This window comes from Hymenobacter sp. UYAg731 (genome assembly GCF_054061335.1).
The window spans coordinates 541,806-557,295 of the sequence record NZ_JBSSEC010000001.1 but is presented as its reverse complement, the minus strand read 5'-3'; the positions used below and the strand labels follow the sequence as shown (position 1 = coordinate 557,295).

At 60.6% G+C, this 15,490-nt stretch carries 17 protein-coding genes; 7 read left to right on the top strand and 10 right to left on the bottom strand.

Annotated features, from left to right (window positions below):
* Window positions 1–45: 45 nt before the first annotated feature.
* Window positions 46–1,101, top strand: coding sequence for a class 1 fructose-bisphosphatase (gene fbp, locus ACVWYF_RS02400; protein WP_457064239.1), 1,056 nt, complete (start codon window positions 46–48; stop codon window positions 1,099–1,101).
* A gap of 159 nt (window positions 1,102–1,260) precedes the next feature.
* Here fbp and ACVWYF_RS02395 read toward each other — a convergent pair whose 3' ends face one another.
* From ACVWYF_RS02395 to yihA, 3 genes are all read right to left on the bottom strand, one after another.
* Entirely contained in the window at window positions 1,261–1,863 is a 603-nt protein-coding gene (locus ACVWYF_RS02395) for a DUF5606 family protein (RefSeq protein ID WP_457064238.1), read from the bottom strand.
* Between the two features lie 123 nt (window positions 1,864–1,986).
* Entirely contained in the window at window positions 1,987–2,445 is a 459-nt protein-coding gene (locus ACVWYF_RS02390; protein ID WP_457064236.1) for an energy transducer TonB, read from the bottom strand.
* An 83-nt stretch (window positions 2,446–2,528) separates the two neighbouring features.
* Window positions 2,529–3,149 (bottom strand): ribosome biogenesis GTP-binding protein YihA/YsxC, encoded by a 621-nt coding sequence (gene yihA, locus ACVWYF_RS02385; protein ID WP_457064234.1) that lies wholly within the window; start codon window positions 3,147–3,149, stop codon window positions 2,529–2,531.
* A gap of 434 nt (window positions 3,150–3,583) precedes the next feature.
* Here yihA and ACVWYF_RS02380 point away from each other — a divergent pair, with 434 nt between their 5' ends.
* The 4 genes from ACVWYF_RS02380 (at window position 3,584) to ACVWYF_RS02365 (ending at window position 8,331) form a co-directional block, all read left to right on the top strand.
* A complete protein-coding gene (locus ACVWYF_RS02380; RefSeq protein WP_457064232.1) occupies window positions 3,584–5,836 on the top strand; it encodes an OmpA family protein in 2,253 nt (750 codons plus the stop codon).
* A gap of 178 nt (window positions 5,837–6,014) precedes the next feature.
* Window positions 6,015–6,743 (top strand): bifunctional demethylmenaquinone methyltransferase/2-methoxy-6-polyprenyl-1,4-benzoquinol methylase UbiE, encoded by a 729-nt coding sequence (ubiE, locus tag ACVWYF_RS02375; RefSeq protein WP_457064231.1) that lies wholly within the window; start codon window positions 6,015–6,017, stop codon window positions 6,741–6,743.
* Window positions 6,692–7,495 (top strand): type IX secretion/gliding motility protein PorT/SprT, encoded by an 804-nt coding sequence (porT, locus tag ACVWYF_RS02370; RefSeq protein ID WP_457064229.1) that lies wholly within the window; start codon window positions 6,692–6,694, stop codon window positions 7,493–7,495. Before ubiE ends, porT begins: the two co-directional genes overlap by 52 nt.
* An 89-nt stretch (window positions 7,496–7,584) precedes the next feature.
* Window positions 7,585–8,331: an SDR family NAD(P)-dependent oxidoreductase gene (locus ACVWYF_RS02365; protein WP_457064227.1), complete on the top strand. Its 747-nt coding sequence runs from the start codon at window positions 7,585–7,587 to the stop codon at window positions 8,329–8,331.
* Between the two features lie 57 nt (window positions 8,332–8,388).
* Here ACVWYF_RS02365 and ACVWYF_RS02360 read toward each other — a convergent pair whose 3' ends face one another.
* The 3 genes from ACVWYF_RS02360 to ACVWYF_RS02350 all read right to left on the bottom strand — a co-directional run bounded on the left by ACVWYF_RS02360 (window position 8,389) and on the right by ACVWYF_RS02350 (window position 10,807).
* Entirely contained in the window at window positions 8,389–9,042 is a 654-nt protein-coding gene (locus tag ACVWYF_RS02360; RefSeq protein WP_457064225.1) for an alpha/beta hydrolase, read from the bottom strand.
* Window positions 9,043–9,065: 23 nt separating this feature from the next.
* Complete coding sequence (locus ACVWYF_RS02355; RefSeq protein WP_457064223.1) at window positions 9,066–9,566, bottom strand: cytidine deaminase; 501 nt, start codon at window positions 9,564–9,566, stop codon at window positions 9,066–9,068.
* Window positions 9,567–9,700: 134 nt separating this feature from the next.
* Window positions 9,701–10,807 carry a hypothetical protein gene (locus ACVWYF_RS02350; protein ID WP_457064221.1) on the bottom strand — a complete coding sequence of 369 codons (1,107 nt, stop codon included), beginning with the start codon at window positions 10,805–10,807 and terminating at the stop codon, window positions 9,701–9,703.
* Between the two features lie 139 nt (window positions 10,808–10,946).
* Here ACVWYF_RS02350 and ACVWYF_RS02345 point away from each other — a divergent pair, with 139 nt between their 5' ends.
* On the top strand, window positions 10,947–12,293 hold the full coding sequence (locus ACVWYF_RS02345) for a saccharopine dehydrogenase family protein (protein WP_457064219.1): 1,347 nt from the start codon (window positions 10,947–10,949) through the stop codon (window positions 12,291–12,293).
* A gap of 95 nt (window positions 12,294–12,388) precedes the next feature.
* Here the strand turns inward: ACVWYF_RS02345 and ACVWYF_RS02340 are convergent, their stop codons facing one another.
* Complete coding sequence (locus ACVWYF_RS02340) at window positions 12,389–12,805, bottom strand: hypothetical protein (protein ID WP_457064217.1); 417 nt, start codon at window positions 12,803–12,805, stop codon at window positions 12,389–12,391.
* Window positions 12,806–12,897: 92 nt separating this feature from the next.
* Window positions 12,898–13,548 (bottom strand): hypothetical protein, encoded by a 651-nt coding sequence (locus ACVWYF_RS02335; protein ID WP_457064215.1) that lies wholly within the window; start codon window positions 13,546–13,548, stop codon window positions 12,898–12,900.
* Between the two features lie 160 nt (window positions 13,549–13,708).
* On the opposite strand from ACVWYF_RS02335, the gene ACVWYF_RS02330 reads away from it, so the two are divergent.
* Window positions 13,709–13,864 carry a hypothetical protein gene (locus ACVWYF_RS02330; protein ID WP_457064213.1) on the top strand — a complete coding sequence of 52 codons (156 nt, stop codon included), beginning with the start codon at window positions 13,709–13,711 and terminating at the stop codon, window positions 13,862–13,864.
* Between the two features lie 53 nt (window positions 13,865–13,917).
* Here ACVWYF_RS02330 and ACVWYF_RS02325 read toward each other — a convergent pair whose 3' ends face one another.
* Window positions 13,918–14,691, bottom strand: coding sequence for a TIR domain-containing protein (locus ACVWYF_RS02325; protein WP_457064211.1), 774 nt, complete (start codon window positions 14,689–14,691; stop codon window positions 13,918–13,920).
* A gap of 31 nt (window positions 14,692–14,722) precedes the next feature.
* On the bottom strand, window positions 14,723–15,487 hold the full coding sequence (locus ACVWYF_RS02320) for a restriction endonuclease subunit S (protein WP_457065093.1): 765 nt from the start codon (window positions 15,485–15,487) through the stop codon (window positions 14,723–14,725).
* Window positions 15,488–15,490 lie beyond the last annotated feature (3 nt).

Here is a 15,490-nt window from a genome sequence, read left to right as displayed (position 1 = left end):
TGTTGGGCATTCCCGCCATCTCCATTCGATATCCCAACCTGCTATATGGACCACAATAAACTGGCCCTGCCCGTCGGCACTACCCTCGACCGCTTCATCATGCGCAAGCAGGAGGATTTTCCCTATGCCACGGGCGAATTATCCCAACTGCTGCGCGATATTGCGCTGGCCGCCAAGATAGTTAACCGCGAAATCAACCGCTCCGGCCTCATCGACATTGCCGGAGCCTACGGCAGCCAGAACATCCAGGGCGAGGACCAGCAGAAGCTCGACGTTATTGCCAACATTCGCTTCATCCGCGCCCTGCGCAACGGCGGCGAAGTCTGCACCATCATCTCCGAGGAAGACGACGAGATGATACAAACCGGCAATAATCAGGGCAAATACGTGGTGGCCATCGACCCACTCGACGGGTCGAGCAACATCGATGTGAACGTGAGCATCGGCACCATTTTCAGCATCTACCGCCGCGTGTCGCCCACCGGCCGCGAAGGCACCGTGGCCGACTGCCAGCAGCCCGGTACCCACCAGGTGGCCGCCGGCTACGTCATCTACGGCTCCAGCACCATGATGGTCTATACGACCGGCAACGGCGTTAATGGCTTCACCTACGAGCATTCGCTGGGCGAATTCTTTCTCTCGCACCCCGATATCCAGACGCCCAAAACCGGCACCGTCTACTCCATCAACGAGGGCAGCTCCGATTCGTTTGAGCCCGGGGTGGCCGCCTTCGTGCGGCAGTGCAAAGACCAGAATTTCTCGGCCCGCTACATTGGCTCGCTCGTGGCCGATTTCCACCGCAACCTACTCAAAGGCGGCATCTACATCTACCCCGCCACCGCCAAAAACTCCAACGGCAAGCTGCGCCTCATGTACGAGTGCAACCCCCTGGCCTTCATCGTGGAGCAGGCCGGCGGCAAAAGCAGCAACGGCCACCGCCGCACTATGGAAATCGAGCCCCAGGCCCCGCACGAGCGCTGCCCTGTCTTCATCGGCAGCAAAGAGCTGGTCGAGCAAGCCGAAGCCCTCATTGCCCAGCATCTGCAGCCCAAAGAGCAGCCCGCCAAAGAACCCAAAGCCAAAGCCGACGCTACAAAATAATGAGAACGTCATGCTGAGCGCAGTCGAAGCAGCTCTACCGCAGTAGTAAATGATTTGCATTGAACGGCAGAGATGCTTCGACTGCGCTCAGCATGCCTGACAACAAAAAATACGCTCCTGATTCCAGGAGCGTATTTTTTGTTGTCATGCGAACCGAAACTACTCGGCCTTCTTGCGGCTTTTCTTAGCTGGGGCGGTAGCTTCCGGGTTACCCTCAGCAGCCGGGGCTTCATCAGTCGCCCCAATCAGGCCGCCGGTGCTCAGGGGCTCATCGGCGCTAGGCTCGGTGGTCGCTTTAGCCGCTTTGACTTTGGCCTTGGGAGCATCTTCCGTAGCGGCCGGGGTTTCCTCGGTGGCAGCAGCCGCTTCCTGGTAGGGGCGGTGCTTGCTCACGATGCCGTACCAGCTGGCCAGCTTCTTGATGTCGGACAGGTACACGCGGTCGCGGTCGTAGTCGGGAATCACGCCGGCCAGGAAATCAGTCAACTCACCTTCGCTCGACTTCGGCGTTACGGGCGATGCCGCGCCGTGTTTCTGGTAAATGCGCTCGAATACTTCCGTCAGCGGCACCGTCTCTTCGGGGTCCTGGGTATAGATGGAAATCTCCGACAGCAGCGACACTTTGTTGCGGGCCGGGGCCAGCGTGCGGGTTGCCTTTTCGTCGAGGCTTTCGACCAGCACGCCGTGGCGGGCGGCGCGCACCAGGCGGTACAGGCCGGGCATGCCGCTGATAGCGGCCAACTCTTGCAATTCGTAGGGCATTTTTGGGAATATTGAGAATGAAGAATGAAGAATGAAGAATGAGGAACGAGGATGAGAAAGCCGTTTGGCAATTCTTCATCTCTCATTCCTCATTCTTCATTGCTATCAGGGCAAAACTACGGATTATTGTGCTTCCAGCGCGTTCGAGCCCGTCACGCCGAGCTTGAACACGATGGGCAAGCTGGCCCGGATGGGCAGCTCCGGCTTTTTGAACTTCAGCAGCCGCACCACGCGCAGGGCTTCTTCGCCCGTGCCGCCGCCCAACTGCTTCACAATGCGCAGGTCCTGCATCGTACCATCGCCGTTGAGCTGGAAGCTGATGATGCACTGGCCCTGAATGCGGTTGCGCTTGGCCATGGGCGGGTAGTGCAGCTCCTTGGCAATAAACTCGTACATGGCCACCTGGCCGCCTTCGTAGTAGGAGGCCACGGGAATGGTTTTACCCACCGTGCCGATGCCGGTGCCTTGCTCCGTCTGGGGTTTGGGCGGCGCGGTATTCGGAGTGGTTTGGGCAGCAGCCGGCGCGGCCGCCGCCAGCAACAGGCCCAGGGCCAACTGCGGAATGGAAATGTTTTTGGTCATGATGTAAAGTAAGGGGCGGGGGAAAACACAAGGCAAACGCAGCCCATACGGGCCACAGGGCGGTTGGCAATTTAAGGGCCAATCTACGCATTGGCGGCGGCATCAGCCACCCACTCCTTATTTACGTCGGTAATAAAGTCCAGTACCTCGTCGCGGCCCAAGCCGGTTTCGGCCGAGGTCAGGAAGTAGCGCGGCAGCTCGTCCCAGATTTCGCTCATCTTGCGCAGGTACTCGGTCAGCAGCGCCTTGGTCTGGGCCGTCGACTGCTTGTCGGCCTTCGTGAATATCATCACAAACGGAATGCCTTCTTCGCCCAGCTTTTCCATGAACTCCAGGTCAGCCGCCTGCGGCGTGTGGCGCGAGTCAATGAGTACGCACACGCACATCAGGTTGGCCCGGTTGCGCAGATAGTAATTAATCATCTTCGCCCATTCGGCCCGTGAGGTTTTGCTCACTTTGGCGTAGCCGTAGCCCGGCAAATCGACCAGAAACCAGTTGTCGTTGATGACGAAATGATTAATTAATTGCGTCTTGCCCGGCGAGGACGATGTTTTGGCCAGCCCCTTGCGCTCCGTCAGCATATTGATAAGCGACGATTTCCCCACGTTGGAGCGGCCGATAAAAGCATATTCGGGCAGCGTAGGAGCGGGGCACAAATCGGCCCGCGAATTACTGGTCAGAAAGTGCGCGTCGTGAATAATCATGGATAAGGCGGGAAATAAACGGGGAATTAACGAGCCGCAAAATTACGCCGGAATGCAACCCGACGATGAATAAATAAAAATGCACCAATGATGGCTATTTCATTGGTGCTTCTATATTTGCGCGGCATGCCAGCCAAACCAGCGGGCCACTGCCGCCGCACTCGACCACACCCGAATGGCCGAAATTTTGCTAAAAACCGCTTTTCGTACGCAAACAGCCTATCTTTGCCCTTCATTGGCGTTGGTATGACGTGGCTGCGTGTGGGCTTTTATGTCTGGAAGTCGGTTACCTTCTGCCCAAAAGCGCATTAAAGCCTAACCCTATCGTGGTTTTTCAGTATAAGCCCAAAATATAGTTGCCTGCTGCTGCCTCCGGCGTTGCATTTCCACTTACAATCCCTTCAGAAATTTCTTTTTTTCAAACCTCTCCTCCAATGGACAACTTATCCAGAAGGTTACTGCAAGCGTCGTGCGCCGTTGCCCTCACCGCCGCAATCGCCTCCCCGGCACAGGCGCAAAGCACGCGTAAGGACCTTAAAACCGGCAACAAGTTCTTCGAGCAGGAAAACTACCGCGCTGCCCTGCCTTACTACGAAAAGGTATTGGCCAAAGACCCGAACAACGCCAAAGCGCTGTTCAACGCCGGCATCTCCTATATGTCGTTCGACAAGGAGAAGGCCAGCGACTATATCTATAAAGCGCAGAAGCTTAAGCCGAAGGTTTCGAAGGACGTGGAATACTGGCTCGGCCGGGTTGACCACCTCAACTATAACTTCGACGAGGCCGTGGCCCACTTTCAGGCCTACAACGCCACGCTGAAGAAGAATGACCAGCGTAAGGAAGAGCTCGCGCAACTCATTCAGCACAGTAAGAATGCCAAGGTGCAGTTCAACTCGCCTAAGGACATCTTCGTGAAGAACCTGGGTCCCACCATCAACACGCAGTTCTCGGAGCACAGCCCCGTAATTTCGTCAGATGACAAGTTGCTCATCTTCACCTCGCGGGGTGAAAACGTGACTGGTGCTACCGGCAGCGTGAGCGATAAGAAGAACAAGAGCGTAGCCGCCGACGGTGAATACTACGAGGACATCTTCGAATCGACCCGCGTTGATGATGAGAATTGGCAGAAGCCCCGCTCGTTGAGCGGCGTGCTGAACGGCAAAGGGCACGATGCATCGACCCAACTGTTCGATAACGACACCAAGCTGCTGATGTACCGTAACGATAATAACGGAGACATCTTTGTTTCGGATAAATCCGGCGGCGATTGGAGCGCCCCGAAGCCTCTTGATGGCAACATCAACTCGAAGGCTTACGAAGGCGACGCATTCATCTCGCCAGATGGACTGACCCTAACTTTTGCTACCGGCAAATATTCGGAAGACGGTACGCTGGACTTGTATCAGTCGACCCGCACGTCCATGGGTTCTGACTGGGGACCAGCTAAGTCGCTCGGTGCCAATATCAACACCAAGTACGACGATGACAGCCCATACATGAGCAAGGACGGCAAGACGCTGTACTTCTCGTCGCGCGGCCACAACACGATGGGCGGCTACGACATCTTCAAGTCGGACTACGACGAAGCTGGTCGTAAGTGGGGACCGGCTCAGAACATGGGCTACCCCGTGAACACGCCGGATGATGACTCCTACTACCGTCTGAGCCCCGATGGCTCGTATGCTTACCTGAGCTCGTACCGCATTGGCGGCTACGGCGAGAAGGACATCTACACCATCAACTACATCAAAAATGCCAACATCGTTGGTAAGGTGTTCTCGTCGAAAGACAGCACCACGGTAATTCCGGGTGTGGAGCTGGTGTTCAGCGGTTCGCAAGCAGATAAGACGGCCCTGAGCTTCCGTGACATTACGAAAACGCCGGGTGGCGACTATAAAGTAGCCGTGCTTTCGGGCCGTACCTATCAGGTGGCCGTGAGCAAGGACGGCAAGCCGATTGAGACGCAGGAATTTGCCGTGCCGGTTTCGACGAATGACTCGACGACCATCACGAAGAACTTCTACATCAATTATGTAGACACGACGCAAACGAACATGTTTGCTACCAAAAATATCTACTTCGATACCGACAAGTACAAGCTGCGTCCGGAGTCGATTACGACTCTGAACGAAATCAGCCAGGTGCTGACGGCTAACCCCGGCATCAACATCTCGGTAGAAGGCCATTGCGACTCGCGCAACACCGACGAGTACAACATGGTACTCGGCCAGAACCGCGCCAATGCAGCCTTCAACTACCTGAAGAAGCAGGGCGTTGCCGAGGCCCGTATGACGACCGTAAGCTACGGCGAGCGTCGTCCGGCTGCGCCGAACGATTCGCCCGAGAATATGCAGCTCAACCGCCGCGACGAGTTCAAGGTGGTACTGAAGGAAGGCGAAGCTATGCCGACCATGACGGCTCCGACCAGCACGACCGATACCGGCACGAGTGGTTCTTCGATGACCACGACCACTACGGCTGCTCCGCTGAACCCCGGCAAGAGCAAGGTGAAGATGGCCGATGGCACCAAGGTGAAAACCAAAGTGGATGAGGATTCGGATAAAGTGAAAGTGAAAACCAAAGGCAGCGCTGGCGAGAAGTCGAAGACCATCACCAAAGACGGTGAGCTCGACGCGAAAGCCAAAGACGCCAACGGCGAAAAAACCAAAGTGAAAGCCAAGAACTAATTATCGTTCAGGCTATTAGATTGGGAAGCGGGCCGGGCAATTTGTCCGGCCCGCTTTTATTATCACGAGTTATCAGGCACCGCCATTCTTTTGTGGGAGTGCTTGCTAACAAACCAGCCCAATTGGGCGTTGGGGGAGAACAATTTTCCCGCTTCATTAACGTTCTTTGCGCCCGCACATGGCCGTCGTACCCTACAAAGACAATTCCGCCGATAAAAAATCGCAGGTTGCCCAGATGTTTAACTCCATCGCGGGCAAATACGATTTCCTCAATCATTTTCTCAGCGCCGGCACCGACATTTACTGGCGGCGCAAAGCGGTGGATGAGCTGAAAGCCCTGCGCCCGGCCCGCATTCTGGACATTGCGACTGGCACCGCCGATTTCGCTATTGAAACGTTGCGAGCGTCTGCACCCGATGCCCAGGTAACGGGCGTGGACATCTCGGAAGGCATGCTGGAGGTGGGGCGGCGTAAGCTGGCCGCCAAGGGCCTGGGCCACCGCATTCAGTTGGAACTCGGTGATTCGGAAAACCTGCCGTTTAAAGACGGTGAGTTTGATGCGGTGACGGCTTCGTTTGGGGTGCGCAACTTTGCCCATCTCGAAGTGGGCCTTGCAGAAATGCGCCGGGTGCTGCGGCCGGGCGGCAAACTTGTTATTCTGGAATTCAGCAAGCCCAGTGCTTTTCCCTTAAAGCAAGCGTATAATTTTTATTTCCGTCGGGTACTGCCGGTCTTTGGCAAGCTGATTTCCAAAGACCAGTCGGCATACACTTATTTGCCGGCCTCGGTGCAGGCCTTCCCCGACGGCCCCGATTTCCTGGCTATTCTGGCCAAGGTCGGCTTCAAAGAACCTGCATGGCAACCCCTCACCTTCGGAATAAGCTCCATCTACACCGCGCAGAAGTAAAGCGCCTGCTGCTGCTGGGCTTGCTGGTGCTGCTGTTGCCCACGGCCGCCATGGCGCAGCGCAAAGCGCAGTCGCGGGCCAACCGAGGCAAAAATGGCACGCTCAAATCCATCACGGTAAACAACCTGTCGAACTATGATGACCGGTGGTTTCATCCGGGAATGTATATCAGCGGCTCGGCTTCACGGTTTGTAATTGAGCAGTCGAGCGCCTACATCAACAACCAGTTTGTGACGGCCAATTCTATCTATAGCCCCAGTCTGGGGGTGGGTTTTATTGGCGATGCGCGGATTGGAGGGCCTCACTCTCCGTTTATTTTCCGCTTTGCGCCCGGGGTCAACTTCCTGACGCGGAAAGTGGAGTTTACGCCGCGCAATTATCGGGCACCGGACTCGGTGGTGACGCAGGAAGTGACCTCGACGGTGGTGCAGTTTCCGCTGCTGATTAAGTACCAGTCGGACCGGCGGCGCAACTCGCGGATGTACATGATTGCCGGCATCAGCCCCAGTCTCACGGCCAGTAACCGCCGCAGCGACCCGTTGCGCAATCAGCTCCAGGCGCTCAACAGTGACCTGACGCTGGAATATGGCGTGGGCCTGGATTTGTTTTACCCGTTGTTTAAGCTGGCCCCGGAGCTGCGGTTTTCGCACGGCCTGAAAAACCTATTGGTGGGACACAACGACGTGTTCAGCAACAGTCTGCAAAGCATCAGCACCAATTCGGTGACGCTGTACATTAATATTCAAAACTAACGCCTTGGTAGTCGGTATTGGGTAGTCAGTAGATGGACAAAGGTGTTCCAACTACTGACTACTCAACACCGACTACCTTTTTTAACCATATGAAAACTGCATTTGTAACCGGCGCTTCGTCGGGCATTGGCCGGGCTACGGCGGTGGCGCTGGCCAAGTCCGGCTACCAACTGGTGGTGACTGGGCGGCGGCGCGAGCGGCTGGATGAGCTGGTTGCAGAGCTGGCTCCGGTACCGGTACACGTCCTCACGTTCGATGTGCGTGACCGGGCGGCGGTGGACGCGGCCGTGGCTACCTTGCCCGAGGCGTTGCGGGCGCCCGATGTGCTGGTGAACAACGCCGGCGGCGCGCACGGGCTGAATCCCATTCAGGGCGGCGACCCGGCCGACTGGGACCAGATGCTGGATGCCAATGTGCGCGGCCTGCTGAACGTGACCCACGCGCTGCTGCCCGGCATGACGGCCCGTCAAACGGGCTTCATCCTGAACATCGGCTCCATTGCCGGACAGGAGGCTTATGCCAACGGCAACGTGTACTGCGCCACCAAAGCGGCCGTGCAAATGCTCACCAAAACCATGCGCCTCGACCTGCTGCCCACCGGCGTGCGCGTGGCCGAGGTGAACCCCGGCGCGGTGGAAACCGAGTTTTCGCAGGTGCGCTTCAAGGGCGATGAGGCGCGGGCCGCCAAGGTGTACGAAGGCTTCGAGCCGCTGAAGCCGGAGGATATTGCCGATGTTATCGTGTTTATGGTGACCCGGCCGCCGCACGTAACCATTGCCGAAGTACTGGTGCTGGCCGGCGCGCAGGGCGCGGCTACCACGATTAACCGGAAGTGATTTTTTCAAATAGAAAAGGCCCGCCGGCTGCGCCAAAGCGTAACGGGCGGGCCTTTTTTATTGCCATAAAACAGCTATTTTTTCCAGAATGGCGCGGTTTAGTTCGTGCTTTCCAGGAAAAGTAAACAGCTGGGAATTGGCCCCGAGCTGCTGTAACTGATGGTGTTGCTGCTCGGCCTGGGCGATGGAAATGTAGGCATCATCGGAGCCGATGACGACGGCTACCGGCAGGCCTCGCAGGAGCTTTTGAGCCGCGGTGGGGGCAAGGTCATCGGGGAAGCCGCCAGCCCAGAGGACGAGGTGCGCCGGGCGAAAGGCTGCCTGCGCCAGCCAGCGACTCACGGTGGCGGTGCCCTGCGAAAAGCCCAGTACGGTGACTTGTACCCCGGGCGGGCATTGCGGCAGCACGGTGGCGGCCAGCTGGTTGAAAAAATTAACGTGGTCCTCGATTTCGTGCAGGCGGTCGTCGCGGGTCATCCAGCTGGCTCCTACGCGGCCGCCGTTGCCGCTGAGGTAGAAGCGTGAGAGGCCTTCGGGCGCGATAATGACGGTGGTGGGGTCGGCTGCGGTGAGAAAGGCGAAATGCCGGACGAAATATGCCGCCAACTGCCCATAGCCGTGACAGACGAACCAGACGCGCCGCGTTCGGGACGATAATTCGCCCAACTGCTGGTAGCGGGCCGTGCGGGCAACGGTGAGGTGGCGCTCCATGAAACTGGAAGAACGGCTATTGGCTAAGCAACGGGTGGCAAGTCATCGGCCGAGAAACAGAAAGGCATGAGGGCGCTAAGGCTATTGAAGCGCAGAATGGTACCCCCGCGGCTGGGCAGCATCAGCGGAATGGGCTGGCCCTGGCGGGTTTCGTACTCCAGCATCACCTGGCGGCAGGCCCCACAGGGCATGGCCGGGCCGAACTCGCCGTGGCCGGGGCGGGCGGCCACGGCCATGCCCACGATGGGCGCGTGGTCGGGCTGGGCGGCGGCGAGGCCAAACAGGGCCGTGCGCTCGGCGCACAGGCCCGAGGGGTAAGCAGCGTTTTCCTGGTTGGTGCCCTTGAAAATGGTGCCGTCGGCGAGGAGCAGGGCGGCCCCGACGTGAAAGCCAGAATAGGGCGCGTAAGCATGCGCGGTGGCATCGCGGGCAGCCTGCCAGGTGGTTTGCTCGGCGGGGGTGAGGTCGGTAGCGGCGTCCAGCTCTTCGAAGTCAATAAGCTGCTGGCGGGAGATGCGGGCCATAAGGTTGGGATTAGGGGGCGTGAAGATAGGGGGAAGTCTTCAGCCGTGGACCCGATTGCTGGTTAAATAGCGGCCGCGCCGTTGTTTTCGGGCCTATTTCCCGGGCAGTAGGTGCCGTTCCTGAAGCAGGGCCGTCAGGGGAGAGTTGGGGCGGATGATGGGCAGCAGCGTTTCGTAAGGGATTTCAACATCGATACTGCGGTCGGCGTGGTAGGGGCCGGGGTTGCCCAAGCTCTCGTCGTCGCGGTCGTCGTAGCTGAACTGCAGGCCCGTGCCGGTGACCAGGAGCCCCCGGCGGGTAGCTTGCCATTGGCCCCTACGCCGTCGTAGTAGGCGTTGCCGGCCCACAGCGGCTTGAGACGCTGGAGCAGCCAGCGGCGCAGGGGTATCTGGTAGCCGGGCGTCAGCAAATCGGCCAACTGTAGGTGGCGGCCGGTGCGCAGGTCGTAGGTGCAGTTATGGCCCCATTCGTGCGTCCCCATGCCTTCGTCTTCGGTCGCTGTAAACTGTTCGAACTGCACGACCGAGAAGAGGTAGTTGCTGTTGTACTCGACGTACGTATCACCATGAAAGAAGTAGTCGTATTGACCGGTACGTCGGGTGCGGAGCAGTGAGTCGAGGTAGCGGTTCATGCGCGGCGGGGGCACGGGCAGGCCCAGGGCGGCTTGTATCGGCCGGGTAGCGGGGGAGAGAGGTGGGCGGAAGTGCAGATAGCATTGGCGCAGCTCCGCCGAATTGAGCCGGGTGCTGTCGTAAAAGTCGTCGCGGGTGAAGCGTTTTACCTCCCAGTTCTCCTCGTCGTAAGCCAGGGCATCGGCGTAGGTTTCGCGCAGGGCCACAGGTAGGATGCGGCGGCCATCGGCGCTGTGCCAGGTGCCGGTGAGCCGGGGGCGGAGGGGGCCGGCAAATAGGAAATAGCCGGTTTCGTTATCCTGGCCCGCTTCGTCAGTAAATGTTTCGTCGAGTCGGGTTGGGCCCTTCGGCTTAGCGGGCTTTTGTTGGCTGATGCGCAGGGGCCGGGCACGGCGGTCGTAGTAATAGCTGCCGGACCAGCCCCAGCAGCCCGAATCCAGCTCCAGCGTCACGGGTTGCGGGCCGATGGTGCCCCGCCAATGACGGGGAGAAGGCCGGGTGTCGTAGCCGAAGCGCGGAGCGGGGACGGCGGAGGGAGCCGGCTGGGCCCATGCGCCGATCGCGCAGAGCAGCAACTCCGGGAGTAGCAGCCAGAAAGTATAGTGCATGAGCGGTAATTAAGGGGCCGGCCTTGAAGGGAATGAGCGGTAAAAGTATGGATACTGGAATAGCAGCACGGGCTCGCCCGCCCGCCGCAGCTTTACCGGCCCACCGGCGGGGACTAAAAGTCCGCGCTACTTTTGCCGCATGACTTCCCGCCTTTTGCTCCTTGGGGCCGGCCGCTCGGCCTCGTCCCTCATTCAGTACTTATTGCGCCACGCGCCCACCGAAAATTGGTTTCTGACCGTGGCCGACGCGAACCCGGCGCACCTGGTGCCGGTGCTGGCTGCCCACACCGAGTACGCCCGCGCAGTACCGTTCTCCACCGATAACGAGGTGCAGCTGGAGGAGCTGGTGAGCCAGGCCGATGCCGTGATTTCGATGCTGCCGGCCGCCCTGCACCCGGTGGTGGCGCGGGCCTGCGTGCGCCACGGCCGCCACCTGGCCACGGCCAGCTACGTGAATTCTGAGATTCGGGAGCTACACGAAGAGGCGGTGGCCGCCGGCGTGACGCTGCTCATGGAATGCGGGCTCGACCCGGGGCTCGACCACATGTCGGCCATGCGGGCCATTGCGCACATCCGGGAGCGGGGCGGGGTTATTACGAGTTTCAAAAGCTATTGCGGCGGCTTGCTGGCCCCGGCGGCGGAGGGCGACAATCCCTGGAAATACAAGTTCACTTGGAACCCGCGCAACGTAGTGCTGGCGGGCCAGAGCACGGCTAAGTTTCTGGAAAACGGCTTGCTGCGCTTCATTCCGTATCAGCAGCTTTTTGCCCGTACCGAGACGCTGACTTTGCCCGAATACGGCGACTTTGAGGGCTATGCCAACCGGGATTCGCTGAGCTACCGTGCGCCGTACGGGCTCGATGAAATTCCGACCATCCTGCGCGGCACGCTGCGCCGGCCGGGCTACTGCGCCGCCTGGCACGCGCTGGTGCGCCTGGGCCTGACCGATGACGCGGTGAGCCTCGACAACCCCGAAACCATGACCTGGGCCGAGCTGGTGGCCGCTTACCTGCCCGCCTCGCTCATCCCGCACCTCGACCTGGCCCAGCGCACGGCCGCCTACCTCGGCCTGAACCCCACCGGCGAAGAAATGGGCCGCCTGCACTGGCTGGGCCTGTTTTCGGACCGGCCCGTGGGCCACGCCCACGCCACGCCCGCCCAGCTGCTGGAGCGCCTGCTGGCCGAAAAGTGGCAGCTCCAGCCCCACGACCACGACCTGATTGTGATGCAGCACCTGTTCGAGTTTGAGCTGAACGGCACCACGCACCGCCTCACGTCTTCACTGGCCGTGGAGGGCGACGATGCTACCCACACCGGCATGGCCAAAACTGTGGGCCTGCCGCTGGGCATGGCCGTGCGCCGCCTGCTACGCGGCGAAGTGCCCCAGCGCGGCGTGCTGATTCCGGTGCAGGCCGATTTGTACGAGCCGATTCTGGATGAGCTGGCGGCCGATTACGGCATCGTGTTTCGGGAGGAGGAGGCGTAGGGGGGCGATAAAACCGGAACGTATCAAAAGCAAAAACCCGTCCGGCGGCGACTGGCGCTACCGGACGGACTTCTTTTGCCAGCTCCCAGCGCGGGCTAGGCGGCCAGGGTGGCGCGGTGCGCCTGCACGGCCGTTTGCAGGGCGGTGGTTTCAGTGATTTGCACGTCAATCTGGGCGGTTTCCAGCTCCCGGATGACGAGGGCCACCGGGCCACGGTCGCCCTGGCGGGCCACCAGCTCGTCGCGGCGGTCGGTGTTGCGGCGCAGCTCGTTTTCGCGCTCCGTGCGCTTTTTGCTCGCCGGCAGCGTGGGGATGAGCGGGGTCATGTAGTCGATGTCGGCGTTGAGGCTCTGGAGCTCCGCCGACAGCTCGTCGGCGGCCGTGCTGGCGTTGTCGCGGCGGTAGGTGAACTCGCTCAGGCGCTGGTTGAGCACCCGGAGCTCGTCGGTGCAGTAGGCCAGCACCAGGTCGCAGTCGGCTTTTAGGGGTAGGTCGGCAACGGAATAAGCCATGTGGTTTGTGGGGTAAAATGGGTTAAAGGATGCGCCAAAGCTAACGGCTATGGTTCAGCTTTGCGCCATGCTTACGCCCTTTTTTTAGCTTTTTATTCCGGGGCCGGGCCGGGGGCGGCCAGCAGGGTTTCCAGGGCGTCGGCCTCGGCCAGCAGCAGGCGCAGGCGCAGGGCCAGCAGGGCGTGCTGGCTGGGGGTGAGGGGGACCGGGGCGGCGGCGGTATCGGCGTGCAGGCGGGCCAGCCAGCGGGCGGCGGCGGCGGGGTCGGCGGTCAGCACTGGGTCGGGGGCGAGGGCGGCGGGGGTGGGGGCGGTGCTGGGCGGCGGGGCCAGCAGGGCGGCCAGCACGGCCAGCCCCCAGGCGCGGCGGGCGGCCAGCCCGGCCAGGCCCTGCCGCCCTTCCAACTCGAAGCGGGTGGTACCGGCCAGGTGGCGCACGCGCCGCAGCCGCGCCCGCAGCGGGGCGGCAGCGAGGGGGCCGGGCGGGGGCGGGGCGTTCAGGTCCAGGGGGTCGGGGCGGGGGGGCGGCTCCGGCCCCAGGCCCCCGGCGGCGGGGGGCAGCAGCAGCGCCAGGGGCCGCAGGCGGCGGCCGAGGGCGGCGGTGAGGGGCTTGCGGCCGGCTTCGAGGTGGCCCACCATGCCGGCGCTCACGCTCAGCCAGCGGCCCAGCTCGGCCTGGGTGAGGCCGAAGTGCGCCCGCACGGCGGCGCACAGGCTGTTGGAGGGCAGGGAGGGGTTGGGCATGGCGGGGGCAAGGTAGGTAGGGTTCAGTAAAAAAATAAATCCAACGCTACCAATCGGTAGCGTTGGATTTATTTTTTTAATGAACCCTACCAGATTTAGAGGCTAGCCTTTTTGGGCTGCTTTTCGTTAGCAGCCCGTACCCTTTCATCATCCCCCTGACATGGCCAAGAAAGCAGCCTCCGAACAAACCTCGCCCAAAGTCGCCTCGAAAGCCTCGAAGCAGCTCAGCAGCGACAAAACCTCCGCCACCGGCAAAAGCGTGGCCGGCTCGGCCCTGACCCAAACGGCGGACAAGGCAACGAAAAAAGGCAAGTAGCCGCTCTGCCGCGCCGTAAAAAAAGCACCCGCCAATGGCAGGTGCTTTTTTGGTTATAGCTTTTTGCGCACGGCGGGGTCGATGTAGAAATCCACCGCGCTTAGCTCGTCGGCCAGGCGGCGCTTCCAGGCATTAGCCTTGTCATACGGTTCATACACGACGCCGCTGAAGTCGCTGGGCATTTCTACGCTGCCCGCCATCAGCACGAATACATAGCGGCGGCCCAGCAGGGCTACAAAATACCCGAGTTCCAGAATCACGTTCTGGCGGGCGCGGGGAGTTGTCGGGGCCGGGGCTTTACCGGTCGGTTTCAACCCGCCCACGTCATCGGGACTGCATAGCACGATGGCGTAGCCGCAGGCCCGCGCCTCCTCGTCAAACTTCTCGATGATGGTTCGGCCCTGGTTGAGCGCTTCGCTGAGCACGACATCATCCAGGCCTACCTGATGCAAAAAACCTTGCACCGCCAGGCGCATCGCGTCGTCGCGGCCATGCACGATGAACACCTTGCGGCTTTCGGCCGCCACGGTTTTCAGGGTCCTGAGCAAGGTGGTGCGCGCCGTGCGCAAAGCGGCCATGTCCACCAACGAGTGGCTGAACGCGTTGCCGGTTACTTTTAGCTTGTCGGCCAGCGCCACTACTTTCTGCTGGTGGCTGGCCCCGCGCACGAGCTTGGCTTTGGCCAGCAGGCCCACGGCCGTAGCCGCCGCCGCGGCCAGCTCCTTTTGCAGCTTCTCATCCTGGTAGTGTCGGCCGTAGCGGTCGGCGGCGGGCAGGACAATGGCTTCTACTTTGTCGCGGAGGGCCTGGAGTTTCTTGCGGTCCATGAAGGAGGGGAGGAATGAAAGGAGAAAAAGGTTAGCCCAGCAGCCGCGCCTCGAAGGCGGCTTTGGCGGCGGCCCAGGTGGTGTCGGCGGTTTCGCGCAGGGTGCGGGCCAGGGTGCGGCGGCGCTGCACCTCGGCTACTATTTCGCGCTGAATGGGGAGCGGGGGCACGGGTAAAATGAGGTCGGGCACGTCCTCGTTGGCCAGTCGGGGGTGGGTGTTGCCGGTCATCATATGCACCGTTTGCAGCAGCATAAGGCGGCTGCGGAGGGCCACCGCTAAATAAGAGGGCAATATGACGGCCTCGTTCTGGACGCGCAACACATGAAATTCCGGCGAGCAGCAACCAGCGGCTTCGGCCCGGTACACTTTATTGAGGTAAGGCCGCAAGCGCATAAACAGCACGTCGTCGGTTTGAAATAGATAGCAACTGCCGCTTGACGTTTCCGAAGAAGCAGCTAATTCGCCCGTCTGACTTTCGACGTGGCCCAGGCTGAGGTAGTTTTCGCCGGGCGTTTTGATTTGGTCCCGTACGAAGGTTATCACTTCGCCTAATCGCGCATAGCTCACCCCGGCTTCTTCGATGGCCCGTAGGGTCAGTAGGCGTTCCGGGTGAAAATATTCTGGATTGATGCGCCCCTTCGCCAGCGCGTCGCTCGTGCGAACGGCGAAAATGCGTCGCTCATCTTTGGCCGGGGGCACGATGCCCAACGTGTCCAGCAAATACGTATCAAAACCCGCCAGCAGCGCCTCGGCTTCGGCCAGTTGCTGCCGCCGCTGGGCGCGGGCCGCGTTCATGGC